This window comes from Anaeromicropila populeti (genome assembly GCF_900112775.1).
Lineage (GTDB): Bacteria > Bacillota > Clostridia > Lachnospirales > Lachnospiraceae > Anaeromicropila_A > Anaeromicropila_A populeti.
This window is the reverse complement of sequence record NZ_FOYZ01000003.1, coordinates 36,693-56,194: the sequence shown is the minus strand read 5'-3', so window position 1 is coordinate 56,194 and position 19,502 is coordinate 36,693. Positions and strand designations below refer to the sequence as shown.

At 35.7% G+C, this 19,502-nt stretch carries 24 protein-coding genes; 22 read left to right on the top strand and 2 right to left on the bottom strand.

Going from position 1 to position 19,502, the window contains the following annotated elements; genetic code table 11:
- Nucleotides 1–60: 60 nt before the first annotated feature.
- A complete protein-coding gene (locus BM305_RS18760; protein ID WP_143099125.1) occupies nucleotides 61–258 on the bottom strand; it encodes a hypothetical protein in 198 nt (65 codons plus the stop codon).
- A 131-nt stretch (nucleotides 259–389) separates the two neighbouring features.
- On the opposite strand from BM305_RS18760, the gene BM305_RS04410 reads away from it, so the two are divergent.
- From BM305_RS04410 to BM305_RS04380, 7 genes are all read left to right on the top strand, one after another.
- Nucleotides 390–1,025, top strand: a complete 636-nt coding sequence (locus BM305_RS04410) for a hypothetical protein (RefSeq protein ID WP_092559497.1) — start codon at nucleotides 390–392, stop codon at nucleotides 1,023–1,025.
- Nucleotides 1,026–1,305: 280 nt separating this feature from the next.
- Nucleotides 1,306–1,743 (top strand): aminoacyl-tRNA deacylase, encoded by a 438-nt coding sequence (locus tag BM305_RS04405; protein ID WP_092559496.1) that lies wholly within the window; start codon nucleotides 1,306–1,308, stop codon nucleotides 1,741–1,743.
- A gap of 26 nt (nucleotides 1,744–1,769) precedes the next feature.
- On the top strand, nucleotides 1,770–2,753 hold the full coding sequence (locus BM305_RS04400) for an ABC transporter substrate-binding protein (protein WP_092559495.1): 984 nt from the start codon (nucleotides 1,770–1,772) through the stop codon (nucleotides 2,751–2,753).
- A gap of 13 nt (nucleotides 2,754–2,766) precedes the next feature.
- The gene (locus BM305_RS04395; protein WP_092559494.1) at nucleotides 2,767–3,621 is read left to right on the top strand and encodes an ABC transporter permease; all 855 of its coding nucleotides are present in this window, start codon (nucleotides 2,767–2,769) and stop codon (nucleotides 3,619–3,621) included.
- Nucleotides 3,622–3,623: 2 nt separating this feature from the next.
- Entirely contained in the window at nucleotides 3,624–4,415 is a 792-nt protein-coding gene (locus BM305_RS04390; protein WP_092559751.1) for an ABC transporter ATP-binding protein, read from the top strand.
- A 104-nt stretch (nucleotides 4,416–4,519) separates the two neighbouring features.
- On the top strand, nucleotides 4,520–6,298 hold the full coding sequence (locus tag BM305_RS04385; RefSeq protein WP_092559493.1) for a methyl-accepting chemotaxis protein: 1,779 nt from the start codon (nucleotides 4,520–4,522) through the stop codon (nucleotides 6,296–6,298).
- 159 nt (nucleotides 6,299–6,457) lie between these two features.
- Entirely contained in the window at nucleotides 6,458–6,892 is a 435-nt protein-coding gene (locus tag BM305_RS04380) for a hypothetical protein (RefSeq protein ID WP_092559492.1), read from the top strand.
- 65 nt (nucleotides 6,893–6,957) lie between these two features.
- Here the strand turns inward: BM305_RS04380 and BM305_RS04375 are convergent, their stop codons facing one another.
- Nucleotides 6,958–7,830, bottom strand: a complete 873-nt coding sequence (locus BM305_RS04375) for a shikimate dehydrogenase (protein ID WP_092559491.1) — start codon at nucleotides 7,828–7,830, stop codon at nucleotides 6,958–6,960.
- Nucleotides 7,831–7,956: 126 nt separating this feature from the next.
- On the opposite strand from BM305_RS04375, the gene spoIIIAA reads away from it, so the two are divergent.
- The 15 genes from spoIIIAA to BM305_RS04300 all read left to right on the top strand — a co-directional run bounded on the left by spoIIIAA (nucleotide 7,957) and on the right by BM305_RS04300 (nucleotide 19,495).
- Nucleotides 7,957–8,907: a stage III sporulation protein AA gene (gene spoIIIAA / locus BM305_RS04370; protein ID WP_092559490.1), complete on the top strand. Its 951-nt coding sequence runs from the start codon at nucleotides 7,957–7,959 to the stop codon at nucleotides 8,905–8,907.
- A 50-nt stretch (nucleotides 8,908–8,957) separates the two neighbouring features.
- Nucleotides 8,958–9,479 (top strand): stage III sporulation protein AB, encoded by a 522-nt coding sequence (locus BM305_RS04365; RefSeq protein WP_092559489.1) that lies wholly within the window; start codon nucleotides 8,958–8,960, stop codon nucleotides 9,477–9,479.
- Between the two features lie 16 nt (nucleotides 9,480–9,495).
- Complete coding sequence (gene spoIIIAC, locus BM305_RS04360; protein ID WP_092559488.1) at nucleotides 9,496–9,690, top strand: stage III sporulation protein AC; 195 nt, start codon at nucleotides 9,496–9,498, stop codon at nucleotides 9,688–9,690.
- Nucleotides 9,691–9,713: 23 nt separating this feature from the next.
- The gene (locus BM305_RS04355) at nucleotides 9,714–10,094 is read left to right on the top strand and encodes a SpoIIIAC/SpoIIIAD family protein (RefSeq protein ID WP_092559487.1); all 381 of its coding nucleotides are present in this window, start codon (nucleotides 9,714–9,716) and stop codon (nucleotides 10,092–10,094) included.
- Between the two features lie 18 nt (nucleotides 10,095–10,112).
- Nucleotides 10,113–11,294 carry a stage III sporulation protein AE gene (locus BM305_RS04350; protein ID WP_177214542.1) on the top strand — a complete coding sequence of 394 codons (1,182 nt, stop codon included), beginning with the start codon at nucleotides 10,113–10,115 and terminating at the stop codon, nucleotides 11,292–11,294.
- An 8-nt stretch (nucleotides 11,295–11,302) separates the two neighbouring features.
- Complete coding sequence (locus BM305_RS04345) at nucleotides 11,303–11,950, top strand: stage III sporulation protein AF (RefSeq protein WP_092559485.1); 648 nt, start codon at nucleotides 11,303–11,305, stop codon at nucleotides 11,948–11,950.
- A gap of 3 nt (nucleotides 11,951–11,953) precedes the next feature.
- A complete protein-coding gene (locus BM305_RS04340) occupies nucleotides 11,954–12,559 on the top strand; it encodes a hypothetical protein (RefSeq protein ID WP_092559484.1) in 606 nt (201 codons plus the stop codon).
- A 43-nt stretch (nucleotides 12,560–12,602) separates the two neighbouring features.
- Nucleotides 12,603–13,376: a SpoIIIAH-like family protein gene (locus BM305_RS04335; RefSeq protein WP_092559483.1), complete on the top strand. Its 774-nt coding sequence runs from the start codon at nucleotides 12,603–12,605 to the stop codon at nucleotides 13,374–13,376.
- Between the two features lie 92 nt (nucleotides 13,377–13,468).
- A complete protein-coding gene (locus BM305_RS04330) occupies nucleotides 13,469–13,858 on the top strand; it encodes an Asp23/Gls24 family envelope stress response protein (protein ID WP_092559482.1) in 390 nt (129 codons plus the stop codon).
- 155 nt (nucleotides 13,859–14,013) lie between these two features.
- Nucleotides 14,014–14,463 (top strand): transcription antitermination factor NusB, encoded by a 450-nt coding sequence (gene nusB / locus BM305_RS04325; protein ID WP_092559481.1) that lies wholly within the window; start codon nucleotides 14,014–14,016, stop codon nucleotides 14,461–14,463.
- Between the two features lie 9 nt (nucleotides 14,464–14,472).
- Nucleotides 14,473–15,693 (top strand): exodeoxyribonuclease VII large subunit, encoded by a 1,221-nt coding sequence (xseA, locus tag BM305_RS04320; RefSeq protein WP_092559480.1) that lies wholly within the window; start codon nucleotides 14,473–14,475, stop codon nucleotides 15,691–15,693.
- Complete coding sequence (gene xseB / locus BM305_RS04315) at nucleotides 15,693–15,887, top strand: exodeoxyribonuclease VII small subunit (RefSeq protein ID WP_092559479.1); 195 nt, start codon at nucleotides 15,693–15,695, stop codon at nucleotides 15,885–15,887. Before xseA ends, xseB begins: the two co-directional genes overlap by 1 nt.
- A gap of 6 nt (nucleotides 15,888–15,893) precedes the next feature.
- On the top strand, nucleotides 15,894–16,799 hold the full coding sequence (locus tag BM305_RS04310) for a polyprenyl synthetase family protein (RefSeq protein ID WP_092559478.1): 906 nt from the start codon (nucleotides 15,894–15,896) through the stop codon (nucleotides 16,797–16,799).
- 24 nt (nucleotides 16,800–16,823) lie between these two features.
- The gene (dxs, locus tag BM305_RS04305; protein ID WP_092559750.1) at nucleotides 16,824–18,683 is read left to right on the top strand and encodes a 1-deoxy-D-xylulose-5-phosphate synthase; all 1,860 of its coding nucleotides are present in this window, start codon (nucleotides 16,824–16,826) and stop codon (nucleotides 18,681–18,683) included.
- Complete coding sequence (locus BM305_RS04300) at nucleotides 18,680–19,495, top strand: TlyA family RNA methyltransferase (protein ID WP_092559477.1); 816 nt, start codon at nucleotides 18,680–18,682, stop codon at nucleotides 19,493–19,495. The genes dxs and BM305_RS04300 overlap by 4 nt, the downstream gene beginning before the upstream one ends.
- The last annotated feature ends 7 nt before the right edge of the window (nucleotides 19,496–19,502 follow it).

The following is a 19,502-nucleotide window of genomic DNA, read 5'->3' as shown; positions in this document are numbered from 1 at the left end:
CTTTAAATAATGAAAACAGTGCAGGATAAAGTGCACTGTTTTTTCTTTCAATGTTAAATCTTATATAACACTGTTAATGGAGAAAGCATTTAGAATGACATTGGAGGGGTCAAAGGTGTGCTTACTTCCACAAGAACCAGATACCGGCTCACCACAGGAACAGGTTTTTGAGAAGGAAAAAGGCTGTTCATGCTCGTCAGCCATTCCACAATCGGCAACAAGTTTATTACATTTTGGACAATAAAACGTATGTGACATAAAAATTCATCCTTTCATAATTTGTTACAACTAGTATGTACAAATACAGGTTTATTATTTTGTTGATATATTTGGAAAAGTATGATAGAATTGTTAATTGTACTAACTTTTTTAGAATAGGGGAAAGAAACATGAAAAAACAAAGAAAAATAATATTAGTTTTAATGCTAGTAGTTGTAACAGCTTTAACTGGTTGTAAGGGCAAATCAGACTCTGGTTTTTCCATTGGAACGTGGAACGAAAATGTATTTGAAAATACATGGCTTGACATGAAGTTTGAGATTCAGGATGACTGGAATATAGCTACAGACGAAGAGATTGCAGAAGTAATAGGTGCTGGTGCCGAGACAATGAGTGAATTAAAAGGAAACAGCAGTGAAGCAATGAAAGCAGCAGCTGAGCTTAAAACGGTATATGGATTTATGGCAGCAGACGCTGAAAACATGATAAATGCTCAGTTAGTTTATGAGAATCTGGCATTGTCAATAGGAGGTACAAAGTATACAGAAGAAGAGTATCTGGATACGTTAGAAGATAGTTTGCTTCAAGTGGAATCTATTGGATATGAAGTGGTAGACAGAACCACAGAGGAACTTGCTGGCAAAACATTTCATTGTTTAAAACTTTCAGGTTATGATGGTGGAATGTATCAGGAGTATTATACATATAAGATGGATAAATATATGGTTGCTGTTATTATCAGCTATACTCCGGATAAGGAAGATATAAGAGATGAGTTTGTTAATAGTATAGCTACGCTTGCATAGTAAATGAATAAGTAAAACCTTTGTAATAAAACCATACTGATTTAAAGTGAAACTCTTGTTACTTTATATCAGTATGGTTTTTTGTGATTTGCTGATGAAATAAAGAAGTGGTAGCACACAGGATTTCCAATCTGTCAAATAGTATTATTAAGAGATAAAAATATGTTTACAATGAAAAATAATGGTGTTAATATATAGAACAAGATATAAAATGTAATTATAAACAATAAAGTGGTAAAATTATGTCATATTTTGAGGGTTTTAGAAAGGAGTTGATGAATTGAAGGAGGAACTGATTGTATTGCTTGATAATGAAACATGTGATTATGAAATTATTAAACATAAACAGCCAATTTTGACATTAGAAGATGCAAAGAAGTATTTTGAGATGGAAAAGACAGCAGCAATACTAATTTTGAAAAGCAAAGACTTATACTATGGATACATAAAGTGTGGTGTAGGAAAAACAGATTTAAAGGAACTGGCAGAAAGACTGCATTGTGAAAAGTTAAAATTGGCCAGTTCAAGTGAGGTTAAAAAGGTAACAGGATATGATATAGGCTATGTTCCACTAGTGGGACTAGACATTTTATATGTGATGGATAAGGAAATGACACGGTGGGACTATTTATATGGAGGCATTGGAGAAGAACACGAATCCATTAAAATTAACGTAAAGGACTTTCTAAGAATACATAAAAATGTACATATTATTTAAAAATAGAATCACGGAGGTAATTATTTATGAAAAGAAATATTGCAATTGGGATTAGCTTAGTTTGTATTGTTGTTATAGCAGGATTTTTAGCTATGAATGGCAGACCAGCATCCAAGGATACTTATAAGATTGGGATTGTACAAATTGTAGATCACACATCTCTTAACACGATCCGAACTACTTTTATTGACCAGCTGAAGGAACTGGGATATGAAGATGGGAAAGAAATATCAATTGATTATCAAAATGCGCAAAACGACCAGTCGCTATTGAAAACAATCTGCCAGAAATTCGTAAGTAATAAATATGATTTAATTGTGGCAATTGCAACTCCTTCGGCGCAGGCAGCGATAAGCGAAACTGATGACATACCAGTATTATTTACTGCATGCACTGATCCGATAAGCTCAGGTTTAGTTGATAGCCTAGAGAAGCCAGGAAAAAACGCAACTGGAACATCGGATTATGTGCCATTGACAAAAAGCGTTGAATTAGCAGATCGAATTACCCCTGGAATTACCCGCATTGGAACGATATACAATCCTGGTGAAACTGTTTCTACTGTTATGATTGAAGAACTAAAAGAATATACAAGTAAAAACAATATGGAATTATATGAAGCTACAATTACATCAACAGCAGACACCCAGCAGGCAGTAGAATCCATTATTGATAAAGTAGATGCTATTTTTCTTACAACAGATAACACAGTTGCTTCTTCCATGAATTTAATCGCTAATATTGCAGGTAAGAAAAAAATTCCTGTATATGCGGGCGCAGATTCTATGGTACAGGATGGAGCATTAGCAGGATGCGGAGTTGATTATGAACAACTTGCAATTCAGACGGCACAGATGGCAGTTGAAATTATACAAGGAAAAGAACCAGCAGAGATGCCTGTGCAGCGATTAGAAGAAAGTTTCATATTTTTGAATACCAGTACGGCAAAACAAATTGATGTTACATTTCCTGATGATGTGATTTCAGATGCGACCAATATTTTTGAGTAGTCGGGGTAGAACGATGAATATTGATATTATTTTAGGAGCAGCTGAATTAGGACTTGTGTATTCGTTATTATCATTAGGGCTCTTTGTAACATTTAGAATTTTAAATATACCAGATATGACGGTAGATGGAACGTTTGTACTAGGTGCAGCAATATCTGTTATTTTCTGTATTTGGGGACATCCAGTACTTGCATTGCTTATTGCATTTGTTGGTGGAGGTATTATTGGAAGTATTACAGCTATATTGTATCTCAGATTTAAAATAACACCAATATTAGCAGGAATACTAGTTATGCTATCACTTTATTCGATTAATTTACGAATTATGTCGTATAAGCCTAATCTTTCACTAACTGATGAAAAAACAATCTTTAGTGAAATAGTAAATGACAGACTGCTTATTTTATTTATTGTGATTCTGGTTTATACTTTAATCGCATTTTTCTTTAAAACCAGAATGGGTGTCAGCTTGCGTGCAACTGGAATGAACGCAGCAATGGCTAATTCCCAATCAATTAATGCTAACTTTATGAAAATGACAGGTTTTGCATTAGGGAATGGACTGGTTGCGTTGTCAGGCGGAATTTTGGCGCAGCAGCAGGAATTTGTAGATGTTAATATGGGAACAGGAATGGTTGTAATCGGTCTTGCATCTATTGTAATAGGAGAAGTTCTGGTAAAAGCGGAAAGCACAACAATGAAAATTATTTCTGCTCTAATTGGTTCCATTGTTTACCGTTTATTTATCAGTCTTGCATTACAAATCGGAATGAGGCCGACAGATCTGAAATTAGTTTCTGCCTTGATTGTAATAATAGCAATTTCTGTTTCTAACGTGGTAGGAAAGAAAAATGTGGAGGTACGGTGATTTTGATTGAAATAACATCGATGAGTAAAACCTTTAATGCAGGAACAACAAATGAAAATAAAGCTTTAGATGACGTTTCACTGACAATAAGAGAAAACGAATTCATTACTGTCATTGGAGGAAATGGGGCTGGAAAATCAACGCTGATAAATTGTATTAGCGGAATGTATAAAATAGATACAGGAACCATTCAAATTGAGAAGGAAGATGTAACACCACTTCCTGTGCATAAAAGAGCTAAGTACATCGGAATGGTTTTTCAGGATCCATTAAAGGGGACTGTTCCCAGCATGACTATAAGGGAAAATCTGATTATTGCATATATTAAAAACCAGTTCCATGGACTGCAACTAGCGCTGAATAAAAAAAAGGATGATATGTTTCGGGAAAAGCTGCAATTACTTGGATTAGGATTAGAAGATAAACTAAATTATAAGGTTGGCTTGTTATCAGGCGGTCAGAGGCAGGCATTATCCTTGTTAATGTCAACAATTCATATACCGAAGCTGCTCCTTTTAGACGAGCATACATCTGCACTAGACCCATTTACATCTGAAAAGGTATTGAAAATAACAAATGATATTGTTACGCAAAATAGAATACCAACCATAATGATTACACATAATATGGAACATGCACTTCAATATGGAAATAGAACGATTATGATGAATAGAGGTAAAATCATAATGGGAATTTCGGATGAAGAGAAAAAGAAAACCAGTGTAAATGATTTGATTCAAAAGTTCAGTATGCAAACAGAGGAAAATGCAATAAGTGATCGCATGGTATTATAAGCAGAATGGTCGAAAATACTGGAAATGAACACAATGTAATAGAAATCCGCCGAATAGTATGGTACAATCATATCGTACTGACAAAATAACTTCTGAGGTGGTCTATGAAAAATTTGAAAGTCAAAATAAAAATGCTGCTTTTGTTAATTGCAATATTTATTTCAATTATGGTTGCTGGGATATTAACAGAACGAAATATGAGAAAAGTTGAAGAAGATTCAACTAAATTATTAGAATCAACGATTCGTTTGGATTACGACCAGAATATTAAGGAGCAGGTTAATAATGTTATCTCACTTTTGCAAACTATTTATGGGAACTATGAAAAAGGAATTTATACATTAGATGAAGCAAAATTGCTGGCGGCTAATTTAGTTCGTGAAATCAGATATAAGGATGGTGGTTACTTCTGGATTGATACTCTGGTGGGAGACAATGTTGTCCTTTTAGGAAAGGAAATAGAAGGAACTAACCGGCTAAATGCCACAGATGTTAATGGATACGAGATGGTTAAAGAGATTATCCGTGTTGCCCAGGAACCAGATGGGGGGTATACAGATTATGTTTTTCCCAAGGAAGGGGAAACGGAATCATCACCTAAGCGTTCTTATAGTAAGGTTTTTGAACCTTTTGGCTGGGTAGTGGGAACAGGCAACTATACAGATTATATTGATGATATGGTGGTACAGCAGGCGGAAATTTCAAGTGAAAGAATCAATCAAAAAATTACATTTGTTATTATAACTCTTTCTGCTGCACTTGTGTTTATGATAATCATTGCAATATCAATAAGCTTGGATATTACTAAATCATTGGAATCTGCAATTAAATATTTTGAGCCAATGGCAAATGGAGATTTTACTCAAGTCCTTCCGGCTAGATTGAGTAAGAGAAAAGATGATTTTGGAGTATTAGGTGCGAAATTGAATGAGATGCGTGACAACTTATGCGTGCTGATAAGGCAGATAAAAGAAAGTGAAATGGCAATTAATGAGGCTGTTACAGAAATAGAAACAAATGTGGTTAAGCAAAATGAAGCGATTGAAAGTGTATCTGCTACTACAGAAGAGTTAGCAGCAAGTATGGAGGAGACAGCTGCTACTTCTGAAAATATTGTAAGTATTTCAAATGAAATAGAAATGGCATCCAAAAGTATTGCCAGCCGATCACAAGAAGGATCTGACCAAGCTGCGGATATTTATAAACGGGCAGTTCATGTAAAAAAGCAGACAGAAGAACAGCGCAACGAGACAAATCATATGCATAAGTCGATAAAAGAAAACTTAGAAAAGGCATTAATGGAGGTTGCTGTTGTAAGTGAAATAGAAGTATTATCTGCTTCCATTATGGATATAACAAATCAGACCAATTTATTATCTCTAAATGCAGCCATAGAGGCAGCTAGAGCAGGTGAAGCAGGAAGGGGATTTTCTGTAGTTGCAGATGAAATCCGTGGTCTGGCAGAAAAATCAAAGGAAACAGTTGTTGAAATACAAAGAATAACAGAAAAAGTAACTGAATCAGTAAATAATTTATCAGCAGATTCGTCAAAACTACTGGAGTTTGTAGCAACAGAAGTAATGAATAATTACAATACATTTGGAAACGTGGCAGAACAGTATAATGAAGATGCTGTTGATATTGAAGCATTAATTACTGATTTTAGTGCAGCTTCAGAAGAATTGCTTGCATCCGTGGAGGGTGTTCTGAGTTCTATTAATGGTATTAGTAAAGCCACCAATGAAGGAGCTATTGGAACTACAGATATCGCAGAACGTGCGGCTGATATTATGCTGATGTCAACAAAAATGACAGATGCGGTTAGTAAGTGTGTGGATGTAACCAATAGTCTACACGAAAGAGTAGAGCTATTTCAAATATAATTATCTAGCACATATAAAAACAGGATGCAGAATAGAAAAGAGCATCCTGTTTTTCAATATTAATACAAAATAATCCAACTTTAGGAAAAATAACTTGACGAAATATGATGTAATGCTGTATGATATAAGTACAAATTGGAAAAACAAGGAGGAGTTGTTATGTCATTACCATATACATCTTTAAAAATAGTTGCAGAACAGAATACATATCAGTTTGTACTATCATCATGTAATTTAGAAGTGCCGGTGACTTTTATGGGAGTCAAGCCTGGTGATGAGCCTGGGAAGGACGAATATATGAATTATCTGGGAGCCGGTTTTATTTTATCAGAAGATATTACGATTTTTTGTTCCAATACAGAACCAACCAAAGAGGATGAGAATCCCATTAAACTTATTATTCGTAAAATTGAAGCTACTGAAGGAGAGCCTACTGGAGATACTGCTGTACTTTATGGATACTTTCTAGAACCTGAAGCAAGCGGATTAAATTTCTATTTAAATGAAGAACAGAGCCAGTCAGGATTTGAATACGGTAAGGCTGGAATAGATTGCAGCTATGATGAAGAGAGCAATACTATTATATTACAATAAATTAATTAAAAAAGGTGTTAGCATAAATTAAGATAGAAAGCGCCCTAAAAACAGGGCGCAGGAATTTATGATACACTAAAATACTTTTCCTTAATCAGGTCTATAGGCATATCTTGTCCAGTCCAGATTTTAAATGCTTCTGCCCCTTGGTATAATAGCATATAGAGACCATTAAAGACAGAACAGCCCCTTTCCTTAGCAAGTCTTAGAAGTTTCGTTTCTCTTGGATTATAAATCACATCAGATACAATTAAATCAGAACGGAAAACATCCATATCCTTAATAATACAAGCCTCTGTATTAGGACTCATCCCAACACTGGTGCCATTGGTTAAGATTGCGCTTTCGGAAATGCTCTTTTTCAGAATGGAACCATCTTCAAAATCATAGAGAGAGCATTTACATGAAGTTTTTTTATTAATCGTATCAACCAGTTCTTCTGCCCGTGGAAAAAACTGATCTCGTATGCTGAATACATCAATCTCTGATACTCCATCTAGGGCAGCCTGCACTAAAACAGAAGAAGCAGCACCTCCAGCTCCCAAAAGAGTCATTTTTTCCCCTATAATAGAATGTCCTGCATCTTGTACAGCCTGCATATAGCCTGTACCATCAGTAGTGTGTCCTGTTAAAACGCCATTTTCGTTGACAACAGTATTAATGGCGCCGCTAATTTCCGCAGCAATAGAAAGCTTATCAACATATTCGCACATCAGGTTCTTATTAGGCATAGTTAAGTTAAAACCGCGGACGTTCAAAGCTTTTAATCCTTCAACAGCTGTCTTTAATGATTTTGTATTAACATCAAAAGCCAAATAGACATAATCAAGTCCTAATTGTCGAAAAGCTTCATTGTGCATCATAGGGGAAATGCTGTGAGCAACAGGAGAACCTAACAATCCTGTTAATCTTGTATGACCTGTAATTTCTTGTAACATAAAATCGCTCCTTTTTAATATCAAAATAGAATATTAAGAATATCTTAGTATAGAACCAATTGAAATTCAAGTTATATTATAATTTATCTCACATATATTTTAGAAAGGTCAGGAAAGGAGACGAGCATGGATAAGAAAGAAGAGATATTAAAGGTGTTATCATTAAACCTAAGAAAAGTTATGGCAGGCAGTAATCTTAACTTTGAACAATTACAGGAAATCAGGCTTAGAGTAAATAAACCTCTTATAGTAATTTATAAAAATAAAGAATACTTTATTAACAAAGAATATAAATTTGATAGTAGTAAAAAAAATGCATATATTGTAACACAAAATGAAATGCGGGAAACCATGGAGTATATCAGTAACTATTCGCTATATGCATTTGAAGATGAGATACGACAAGGTTTTATTACCATCCAAGGCGGTCATCGAGTAGGAGTTGCTGGGAAGGCAGTAACAGATGGAGATAAGGTAAAAAACTTAAAGCATATTTCCTTTATTAACATTCGTTTGTCACATCAGATTCAAGGATGTGCAACTCCGATTCTTCCATATATTATGGAAGAAGAGTTGGTATACCATACTTTAATCATTTCACCGCCAGGAGGTGGAAAAACAACCCTGCTGCGAGACATTATACGTCAAATTTCCAATGGAGCGGCTGAGGGAAAGGGAACAACGGTTGGAGTTGTGGATGAACGTTCTGAAATTGGTGCCTGCTACATGGGAATTCCACAAAATGATTTGGGAATACGGACAGACATTCTAGATTGCTGCCCTAAGGCAGTTGGTATGATGATGCTGATTCGCTCTATGTCTCCTGAAGTAATTGCAGTAGATGAAATTGGTTCAAGAGAGGACATGGAGGCACTAGAATATGCCATTAATTGTGGATGTAAGTTAATAGCAACCGTTCATGGAAGCTCTGTAGATGATATTATCAATAAGCCTTTGATTGGAAGGCTGGTTAAAGAAAAGATTTTTGAACGATATATTATTTTAAATGCTAAGAGAAATATTGGTTACATTGAAACGATATGCGATTCCCGTGGCACAGTCTTGTTTCATGGTTAAATTTAAATAGAGGTAACTGTAAACTACTAATCAGATAGAAGGAGGAGCATATGATTTTAAAAGTAATTGGTGCTATACTGACAATTTCATCCTGTACTGCATTAGGTTTGTATTTTAGTATGGAAATAAGAACTAGATTAAAAGAACTGTGTGAACTTAGAAAGTACATAACAATTTTAAGGGGGGACATAAGGTATGGGGGCACACCCCTGCCGGAAGCCTTCAAAGGCCTTGCTGAGCGAAGTCCTGGAAGTTTCCAGGGATTTTTTCGATATGTATCCCAAGAACTGCTTTTACTAAATGGACAGACTTTTCAAGAAATCTGGGAGATTGGTGTGAAGAAACATTTAAATGATACCTGCCTTAATAAGCAGGACAAGGACAACATAATCAGTCTAGGAGAAAACCTTGGCCATTTGGACAGAGAGATGCAAATAAATACAATTGATTTATTTTTAAGTCAATTAGAAGGTGAAATTAACGAGTTGTCAATTGTGGTAAAAGAACGGACAAAGTTGTATAACACACTGGGAATTATGTCTGGGATATTTATTACGATTATAATGCTTTGATTGTTTGGAGGATCATATGTCGATTACAATTATATTTAAAATTGCAGCAGTAGGTATTTTGGTATCTGTACTGTGCCAGGTACTAAAACATTCAGGAAGAGAAGAACACGCGTTTTTAACAAGCCTTGCCGGGCTTTTGCTAGTGTTGTTCTGGATTATCCCATATATTTCAGAACTGTTTAATACAATAAGAGATTTATTCTCATTATAAAATTGGCAGAAGATGGGGGTAATATGATAAAGATAGCCTTAATTGGTATAACAGCCGTTTTAATAGCCATTCAGTTTAAGAATACAAAGCCGGAATATGCCACTTATATCAGCATTAGTGCATGCTTACTCATTTTTGCAATTGGAGTAACAAAGTTAACAGGTATTCTTGGAACCATTGAGAAAATACAAAGTTATATTTCAATAAGTCCAACATATCTGGAAATTCTTATAAAAATGATAGGAATTACATATGTGGCAGAATTTTCTTCAAATCTTTGTAAGGATGCAGGACACAATGCAATTGCAGGACAGATTGAATTGGTTGGAAAGTTAACCATTTTATCTATGAGCATGCCAATTGTAATATCGCTGCTGGACACAATAAAAGAGTTTCTGGCGTAATGAATGAGAGGTAGTAGAATGAAGCAAAAAAAGTACATGCTTTTCCTTTTTATTTGTATCTTTGGGATGTTTCTTACCGCAGATGCAAAGTGTGTTTTGGCTTCTCAAGAGAAAACAGAAGACGAGGATGTTCCACTGGTGGCTGATTATGGGGAAGAACTTGAATACGATGAAATTCAGAAAGTGATTAATGAAATACAAAACGGAAGTGAAGAGTTTAATTTTGAAGAATATGTCAATGAGTTTGTGTCAGGAGAAGAACCGTTTGATTTATCCAATATTTGTTCAAAACTGGCAAATGGAGTGCTTAACCAGATTGTTATTGAAAGAAAAACAATTATTCAGCTTTTGGCAATTGCAGTGATAGCCTCTGTATTTACTAATTTTACAAATGTATTTCAAAATAGTCATATAGCAGAGACCGGTTTTTACGTAACATATCTGCTGTTATTTACTTTATTGACAACTTCCTTTTATCAGGTTACCAGAATTGCAGAAGGAGCATTAACGACACTGTTAGATTTTATGAAAGCACTGCTGCCTACATATTTCATTTGTATTACTTTTTCTGCTGGAGCAAAAACGTCAATGGTTTTTTATGAATCAACCTTAGTACTGATTACCATTATAAATGTTGTTTTAATTAAAATACTTTTACCATTAATTAATGTTTATTTCATTTTGTTAATGGCTAATAACATAATGAAGGAGGACATGTTATCAAAGTTTGCTGAATTACTGGAAATGGTTATCAGCTGGTCGTTGAAAACCATTTTAGGAGCTGTTGTTGGTTTCAATGTGATTCAGGGGTTAGTGGTACCAGTGACAGACTATGTAAAACAATCCATGATGATGAAAACGGCAAATGCAATACCAGGAGTAGGAAATGCATTTAGTTCTGTAACAGAAACTGTATTTGCAGCAGGAGTACTGATTAAAAATTCGGTGGGAGCAGCAGGGTTAATTGCAATCGTTGTTATTTGCGCCAATCCAGTTATAAAATTGGGTATATACAGTCTGATATATAAATTAGGTGCAGCTATTGTGCAGCCGATTTCGGACAAAAGAGTTTTAAATTGTATAAATGGAACAGCTAAAAGCGCAAGGCTTCTTGTTTCTATGGTTATTATTGCAGCCGTTTTATTCATTTTTACCATTGTAATTATTACGACATCAACAAACCTGCATCTTAGTTCATAGGAGGAAGTATGGAAATAATAAAGGAATTAGTTAGAAATATATTAATTTATTTTGTATTAGTTACAATTGCCACAAATTTAATTGGAAATAATTCGTATAAAAAGTATATTAAAACTTTTACAGGCTTTGTTTTAATTCTGATTATATTAAACCCTCTTATACAGTTGTTAAAAATGGAGGATTTACTGGATTTTAATCTAAAAAAATACCAGCTTTTTGAAACAAGCTCCTATATGGGAAATGGAATTGAGATTGCTGAACTTAATCAGAGGGAAATGATACTAGAGGAATATAAAAAAAATATTCAAGAACAGATAAAAATTATATTGGAAAACTATGAGTATGCCCCGGTTGATGTAACCGTTGAAATAGAAGAAGACCAGGGAAACGAGAAATACGGAAGTATTAAAAAAATACAGGCAGTCATTACAAATCAGGTATCCGCAGAAGAAGCTTTAAAGCAAGAGGAAAGTTCTGTGACAGATCGCATTTTTATAGAACCAGTTGAAATTCCAGCTATTAATGGGACCGATGATAAGTCTCTAGCAGAAGAGGTACAGTGTTCTTTTGATACGAAAGAAATGAAAAGAGAAATTGCAAATGTATATGGAGTGTCAAAAGAACAAATTGTCATTGAAATTTTTAAGGAGGAATAAAAAATGGAGGAAAAGAAAGAAAAAGGAGGAAAACTGCCATTAAAGCTATCAATTAAGGAGATAGGGCTTTCAAAAATCTGTATAATGGCATTAGCTGGAATTGTTCTGCTTATCTGTTTTATTCCTGATATAGGAGGGGCGGATAAAAGTGTCAGTCAACAGAATGGACAGGAGGTATCAGCAGAAATTAAAACAAATGCAGGGAGTACTGGTGAATATCTTGAGGAAATGGAGAATAAGTTAGAAGGTATATTAAATAAAGTGGATGGAATTGGAAAGGTTGAAGTGATGATAACAGCCAAAGCATCCAAAGAACAGGTGACTTTAAAGGACAGTCCTGTTTCCCAAGATAATACAACAGAAACAGATGGAAGTGGCGGCAGTAGAGTGTCGTCTAGCATTGACAGAGAGGAAGAGACTATTTTAATTCAATCTGGACAGGGGGAAACTAGTCCTTATATTGTGAAAGAACTGGAACCAGAAATAGAAGGCGTATTAGTAATTGCCCAGGGAGGTGATAATTCTTCAATTATTAGTGAAATTAACAGTGCTGTACAGGTATTATTTGATGTACCAGCACATAAAATTAAAGTAATGAAGATGAATTAAGGTGCATGAGCCGTACATAGGCCGCACAAGTTAGGAGGCTGTTTTGAGAAAGATATTAAAGAAAAACCAAGTCATTATAACTGCTTTAGTCTTAATGGTGGCTGTAGCAGGGTACTTAACCTTTACGCAACAAAACATAGGGAAGGATGGAAATCCCAATGGAGGTTCTGGGGAAAGCCTGAGTAAAGAAGCAAGTGAGTTATTAGAAAATGATTTGTATAACGATTTATCAGAGGAAGAAGCAGTGGATACAGATAGTGAGGCAGTAGCAGAAACAGGAGAAGAAGTTACAGACGTTGTAGATACAGAAGGTGAAAATGAAATTTTGGATTTATCAGCAGAAGATATTGGTGAGGATGCTCTTGCAGAAGAAGATACAGAGGGAGTAAAGGTTGCAGATGAGGATGCAGAAAATCCTGGAGAAGCAGTCCTGGTAAGTAATACAATCAGCGCAGACTATTTTAACAACGCAAAGATTCAGAGAGAGCAGGTACGTTCTCAAAATAAAGAAACGTTAAATGAAATTATCAATAACAAAAATATTTCTGATGAACAGAAGCAGGATGCAATTGACAGTATGGTAAACATGACAACAATTGCAGAAAAAGAAAGTGCAGCAGAATTATTACTCCAGGCTAAAGGCTTTGCTGATGTGGTCATCAGTATAGGTGAAGATGGAGCTGATGTACTGGTGAATGCAACAAATCTTACAGAACAGCAGATGGCACAGATTGAAGATATTGTAAAAAGAAAAACAGGGCTTCCAGCAAATAATATTGTTATCACTCCTGTTGGAGTAACAGAAGAAACAAGATAATAAAAAACATTGCATTTCTTTGTAATTTTGTTATAATTATTCTATAAGGCTTATAAGGAACGAAAGTATGAGTGCTTTAGGAGGTAAAAACATTGGCAAAAGAACCAGAAAATAGAGGAAACTATAGAAAATTAGATGACTGTAATATTGGTCAGGTGCAGATTGCAGATGAAGTGGTTGCAATTATTGCAGGTCTTGCGGCAACAGAGGTTGAGGGTGTAGCAGCAATGGCAGGTAATATTACAAATGAACTGGTAAGTAAACTGGGTATGAAGAATCTGTCAAAGGGTGTTAAGGTTGAAGTGACACAGGACTCTGTTATGGTTGATGTTGCATTATCTATGAAATATGGTTATAGTATACCAGAGACTTCTAAGACTGTACAAGAAAGAGTTAAGTCAGCAATAGAAAATATGACAGGACTGAATGTATCTGAGGTAAATGTAAGAATTGCAGGCGTTAATATTAATCAGGATATGTAATTTCATGTGTGGATTTTTATGCTTTCTTAAAAGAAATAAATTGTGTATAATATATGCAACCCTTGAATGTCATATTTAAGGGTTGTTTATCTGTATTAAGGATAAACTAATAAAGAGATAAATGCAAAATGTTATTGCAATCAGGAGGAAATTTCATGAGTAGAAGAGAAATCAGAGAACATTTATTTCGTATGTTATTTCGTAAGGAATTTCATGCTTCTGAGGAACTTGAGGAACAAATAAAACTATATTATTTATATGGTGATACATTAAATGACGAGGAACAATTAAATCTTAACGAAGAGCAAACTACCTATTTGAATCAAAGATTTGATAAAATTTTGGAGAAGGTGCCTGAAGTAGATGAAATGATCGAAAATGTTTCAAAGGGCTGGCGTTTAAACAGGCTGGGAAAAGTAGATCTTACAATCCTAAGAATTGCTGTTTTTGAGATGAAGTATGATAATGAGATTCCAGTTGGTGTGGCAATTAATGAGGCGGTTGAAATTGCGAAAAAATATGGTGAGGATCATTCTCCAAGCTTTATTAATGGAATTCTTGCGAAACTGGTGGACGAAAAAGAGAATAGTGAAGATAGTGAGTGATAATATTTCATGGAAGCAGGAAAGCAAAAAGCATATACCGTTTCACAAGTGAACCAGTATATAAAAAATATGTTTCTTTCTGATTTTGCATTAAATCATATATATATCAAAGGAGAAGTATCTAATTGTAAATATCACAGCTCAGGGCATATTTATTTTACTTTGAAAGATGCTAAGAGCCAGATGGCATGTGTTATGTTTGCAGGACAGAGAAGCGGTCTTTCTTTCCGATTGGAAGAGGGACAAGATGTAATTGCAATGGGGAATGTGAGTGTTTATGAGAGGGATGGAAAATATCAGCTTTATGCCAGTCATATTGTGCTAGATGGTATGGGAATGCTTTATGAGAAGTTTGAACAGCTCAAGCAGAAATTATTGAAGGAAGGTCTATTTCTGGAGGAACATAAAAAACAGATTCCCACCTTTTCTAAAAAAATCGGTGTCGTAACTGCCAGCACTGGGGCAGCAATACAGGACATTATTAATATTACTGCCAGAAGAAACCCCTATGTACAGCTGATCCTATTTCCGGCAAAAGTACAGGGAGAGGGTGCAGCAGAAACCATTGTAGAAGGGATTAAAAGATTAGATTCCTATGGGGTAGATGTTATCATTGTTGGTCGTGGCGGTGGTTCCATTGAAGATTTGTGGGCGTTTAACGAGGAAATGGTGGCAAGAGCCATTTATCAGTGCAAGACGCCTGTTGTATCAGCAGTTGGGCATGAAACCGATACCACAATTGCAGATTATGTGTCTGATTTAAGAGCACCTACACCATCAGCAGCAGCAGAACTGACGGTATGTAACATTCAGGACTTGTTAGATACAATAGAAGAGATGGGGCGTTCCTTAAATCGTGGATTAGAAAGAAAAATAAAGGAATATCGAAGTACGGTTGAACGTCAAAGACTAAGACTTTCCTATCAGAGCCCAGTTTATCAGATACAGCAGAACAGGCAGTATTTGCAGGATGTTGAGGATAAGATGAGACAATATATGAATTTTCTGATACAAAGGAAAAGGCACATGCTTCAATTGTATGTTGAGAGAATGAAGGGAGTATCGCCACTTGATAAACTTTCTTCAGGTTATGCATTTGTATCTGGAGAGGATAATAAACCAGTCAAAGAGGCATCAGCAGTTAGAGAAGGAGAAATTCTGTGTATTTCTTTTGCGGATGGTGATATTTTTGCTACAGTGGGAAAGACTGTAAACAGGAGGAGAAATTAATGGCAAAAGCAGAGAAAAGTTTAGAGGATTCTTTTGCAGAACTGGACGAGATTATTACTAAGCTTGAACAGGGTGATTTGACATTAGAAGAATCATTTCAGCTATATAATGATGGTATGAAGCTGCTGAAAAAGTGTAATGACTCTATCGATAAAGTGGAGAAGAAATTAATAGTACTTTCAGAAAGGGAATAGAAATTTATGAACTTTAGAGAGGAATTAAGCAATAGAACAGAGTATATAGAAAAAGTAATAAAAAAATACCTGCCAGAAGAAAAGGGACAGCAGAAAACCATTTTTCAGGCGATGAATTACAGTTTACAGGCTGGTGGAAAAAGACTTAGGCCAATACTGGTTTTAGAGACCTATCGACTGTTAGGAGGAACAGAGTTAAAACGAATTGAACCATTTCTTGCAGCGATCGAGATGATTCACACTTACTCACTGGTGCACGATGACCTGCCAGCCATGGATGATGATGATTTCCGTCGTGGGAAAAAAACAACTCATACTGTTTTTGGCGAGGCTATGGGCATCTTGGCAGGAGATGCATTGCTAAATTATGCATTCGAAGTCTTACTTCATGCATTTGACCAGGTGGATTTTAAGAATATGGATTACGTACAGAGAATGGCTAAGGCTATAGGAATAATAGCTGGGAAATCAGGTGTATATGGAATGCTTGGAGGACAGGCAGTAGACGTGGAAAATACCAATAAGCCACTTAGCAGAGAACAGATTGATTTTATATATCAGCTTAAAACAGGAGCGTTGATTGAAGCAGCGATGAAAGTAGGAGCTGTATTAGCAGGTGGAACTGCTGAGACAATTGGATTAATCGAGGAAGCAGCAGGTAAAATCGGACTTGCGTTTCAGATTCAGGATGATATTTTGGATATAACCAGTGTACAGGAGGTTATTGGTAAACCTATTGGCAGCGACGAAAGAAATCATAAGACGACATATGTAACATTAACTGGAGTAAAGCATGCCAGGGAGAAAGTGGGTCAACTATCAAAGGAAGCAATTTCTGACTTGAAGTCATTACCGTATTCCAACCAATTTCTTATCGATTTAATCGAAGAATTAATAACAAGAGAAAAGTAAGCTAAATGGGGTGAAAACTTGGCAATGATATTAGATAGAATTCAAAAAGAAAATGATATAAAGAAAGTGGAACCAAAAGATTACAAAAAACTGGCAGGTGAAATCAGACATTTTCTTGTAGAAAAAATCAGCAAAAGTGGAGGGCATTTATCATCTAACCTGGGGGCAGTAGAATTAACGATGGCACTCCATGTTTTTTTAGATTTTCCAGAAGATAAGCTTGTCTGGGATGTAGGGCATCAGTCTTATACTCACAAAATATTAACAGGCCGGAAGGAACAGTTTTCTACCCTGCGATGCTACGAAGGACTTTCAGGTTTTCCTAAGAGAAAAGAAAGTGATTGTGATGTCTGTGATACAGGACACAGTTCTACTTCTATTTCCATTGCCCTTGGAATGGCTGTTGCAAGAGACCTGGAAGGAAAAACAAATAAAATAGTAGCGGTACTTGGAGACGGCGCACTCTCTGGAGGAATGGCATATGAGGCATTAAATAATGCTGCACGGTTGAAATCTAACCTTATTGTAGTGCTAAATGATAATAATATGAGTATCTCTGAAAATGTAGGAGGCATGTCCACATATCTGGGGAAAATACGAACGAACCGAAAGTATCGGGGTTTTAAATATGATGTAGAACAGGCTTTACGTCGAGTTCCCAAAATTGGCGATGCAATAGCGGAACAAATCAGGATTTCAAAAGAATCTTTAAAAAGATTAGTGATTCCTGGTATGCTATTTGAAGATATGGGACTTACGTATATCGGTCCAATTGACGGACATAATATGGAACAGCTTTTGACGGCTTTTGAAAGTGCCTCCAAGCTAAATGAGGCAGTAATTATTCATGTAGTTACCAAAAAAGGGAAAGGATATCCTAAGGCAGAAAAGAATCCTTCAAAATTTCACGGTATTGAACCTTTTTTTGTAAAAACAGGAGAATCACGAAACCAAAGTAAAGATGAGAGCTATACAAGTGTGTACAGCCATAAATTGATTGAGATGGCAGAAGCAAATGATAAAATAGTTGCTATCACAGCAGCAATGCCTTCGGGAACAGGGTTATTGAGTTTCCAAGATGTTTATCCCAACCGTTTTTTTGACGTAGGAATTGCAGAACAGCATGCAGTTACTTTTGCTGCTGGGCTGGCTCTCAATGGATACAAACCATTTGTAACTATTTATTCTACCTTTTTGCAAAGGGCTTATGATCAGATTTTACATGATGTATGCATTAATAATCTTCCAGTCGTTTTTGCAGTGGATCGTGCCGGAATTGTTGGAAAGGATGGAGAAACACATCAAGGTATTTTTGATATATCCTTTTTAACATCCATTCCAAACATGACCATGATGGCACCTAAAAATAAATTAGAGTTTGAAGATATGCTTGATTTTTGCCAGAATTATAATGCTCCAGTTGCTATACGGTATCCAAGAGGAGAAGCCTTTGATGGATTATCTGAATTTCGTGAAGAAATAATTCTCGGCAAGGCAGAGTGGATATATAAAGAATCTGAAATAGCACTGCTTTCATTGGGAAGTATGGTGAAGACAGCTGATACGGTAAGAAAAATATTAAAAGAGCAAGGGCATAAGGTGTCGCTTATTAATGCAAGATTTATTTGTCCATTGGATAAAGAAATCATTACTGAAATTGCAGAAAGTCATTCGGTATTAGTATGTTTGGAAGAAAATATAAAAAGTGGAGGATTTGGAGAACATGTTTCACAGTTTGTTCTGGAGGAACTAAGTGAGAAAATTTCAATCCTTACAATAAGCATTCCTGATATATTTGTCGAACATGGCAGTGTCGAACAGCTGCATTTGAAATTGGGACTGGATGCTGAGTCAGTAGTTGAAAGGATTTTGAAAAGAATATGAAAGAACGATTAGATTTATTATTAGTAAAAGCTGGGCATGCAGAGTCAAGGGAAAAGGCAAAAGCTATTATCATGTCCGGGAATGTATTTGTAAATGGGCAAAGAGAAGATAAAGCAGGCAGCATGTTTGATGAAAAGGCAGAGATTGTTGTTAAAGGCAATAATATGAAATATGTCAGCCGTGGTGGATATAAGCTGGAGAAGGCAATGGGGCAGTTTTCTATTTGTCTGAAGGATAAGATATGTATGGATGTAGGTTCGTCTACAGGAGGATTTACCGACTGTATGCTGCAAAATGGAGCCAGCAAGGTTTTTGCGATTGATGTGGGAACGAACCAGCTTGCCTGGAAGCTTAGGCAGGATGAAAGAGTAATCAGCATGGAAAAAACCAATATTCGCTATGTCACGAAGGAAGATATCGGAGAACAAGTAGATTTTATTTCCATTGATGTAGCTTTTATTTCATTGACCAAAGTATTATTGCCAGTAAGTCAATTGTTAAAGGAGACAGGACAGATTGTCTGTCTTATAAAACCTCAGTTTGAGGCGGGAAGAGAAAAAGTTGGGAAAAAAGGTGTTGTCCGGGATAAAAAGGTACATGCTGAAGTAATTGAAATGGTGATTATGTATGCCAAAGAAATTGGACTGATTCCTAAAAAGCTAGAATTTTCCCCCATTAAGGGTCCGGAGGGGAATATAGAGTATTTGTTATTATTAAGTCAGATTTCTGATGCGGATGATATTTTAGAATGGAACTCTGTTGTACATGGAACAGTTGAAACCGCACATAATCATTTAGAGCAAGAAAAATGATTGTTTG

Excerpts from the sequence above, each read along its gene's own strand:
- BM305_RS18760 (WP_143099125.1), bottom strand. The coding sequence starts at position 258 with ATGTCACATACGTTTTATTGTCCAAAATGTAATAAACTTGTTGCCGAT.
- BM305_RS04410 (WP_092559497.1), top strand. The coding sequence starts at position 390 with ATGAAAAAACAAAGAAAAATAATATTAGTTTTAATGCTAGTAGTTGTA.
- BM305_RS04400 (WP_092559495.1), top strand. The coding sequence starts at position 1,770 with ATGAAAAGAAATATTGCAATTGGGATTAGCTTAGTTTGTATTGTTGTT.
- BM305_RS04395 (WP_092559494.1), top strand. The coding sequence starts at position 2,767 with ATGAATATTGATATTATTTTAGGAGCAGCTGAATTAGGACTTGTGTAT.
- BM305_RS04385 (WP_092559493.1), top strand. The coding sequence starts at position 4,520 with ATGAAAAATTTGAAAGTCAAAATAAAAATGCTGCTTTTGTTAATTGCA.
- BM305_RS04380 (WP_092559492.1), top strand. The coding sequence starts at position 6,458 with ATGTCATTACCATATACATCTTTAAAAATAGTTGCAGAACAGAATACA.
- BM305_RS04375 (WP_092559491.1), bottom strand. The coding sequence starts at position 7,830 with ATGTTACAAGAAATTACAGGTCATACAAGATTAACAGGATTGTTAGGT.
- spoIIIAA (WP_092559490.1), top strand. The coding sequence starts at position 7,957 with ATGGATAAGAAAGAAGAGATATTAAAGGTGTTATCATTAAACCTAAGA.
- BM305_RS04365 (WP_092559489.1), top strand. The coding sequence starts at position 8,958 with ATGATTTTAAAAGTAATTGGTGCTATACTGACAATTTCATCCTGTACT.
- spoIIIAC (WP_092559488.1), top strand. The coding sequence starts at position 9,496 with ATGTCGATTACAATTATATTTAAAATTGCAGCAGTAGGTATTTTGGTA.
- BM305_RS04355 (WP_092559487.1), top strand. The coding sequence starts at position 9,714 with ATGATAAAGATAGCCTTAATTGGTATAACAGCCGTTTTAATAGCCATT.
- BM305_RS04350 (WP_177214542.1), top strand. The coding sequence starts at position 10,113 with ATGAAGCAAAAAAAGTACATGCTTTTCCTTTTTATTTGTATCTTTGGG.
- BM305_RS04345 (WP_092559485.1), top strand. The coding sequence starts at position 11,303 with ATGGAAATAATAAAGGAATTAGTTAGAAATATATTAATTTATTTTGTA.
- BM305_RS04340 (WP_092559484.1), top strand. The coding sequence starts at position 11,954 with ATGGAGGAAAAGAAAGAAAAAGGAGGAAAACTGCCATTAAAGCTATCA.
- nusB (WP_092559481.1), top strand. The coding sequence starts at position 14,014 with ATGAGTAGAAGAGAAATCAGAGAACATTTATTTCGTATGTTATTTCGT.
- xseA (WP_092559480.1), top strand. The coding sequence starts at position 14,473 with ATGGAAGCAGGAAAGCAAAAAGCATATACCGTTTCACAAGTGAACCAG.
- xseB (WP_092559479.1), top strand. The coding sequence starts at position 15,693 with ATGGCAAAAGCAGAGAAAAGTTTAGAGGATTCTTTTGCAGAACTGGAC.
- BM305_RS04310 (WP_092559478.1), top strand. The coding sequence starts at position 15,894 with ATGAACTTTAGAGAGGAATTAAGCAATAGAACAGAGTATATAGAAAAA.
- dxs (WP_092559750.1), top strand. The coding sequence starts at position 16,824 with ATGATATTAGATAGAATTCAAAAAGAAAATGATATAAAGAAAGTGGAA.
- BM305_RS04300 (WP_092559477.1), top strand. The coding sequence starts at position 18,680 with ATGAAAGAACGATTAGATTTATTATTAGTAAAAGCTGGGCATGCAGAG.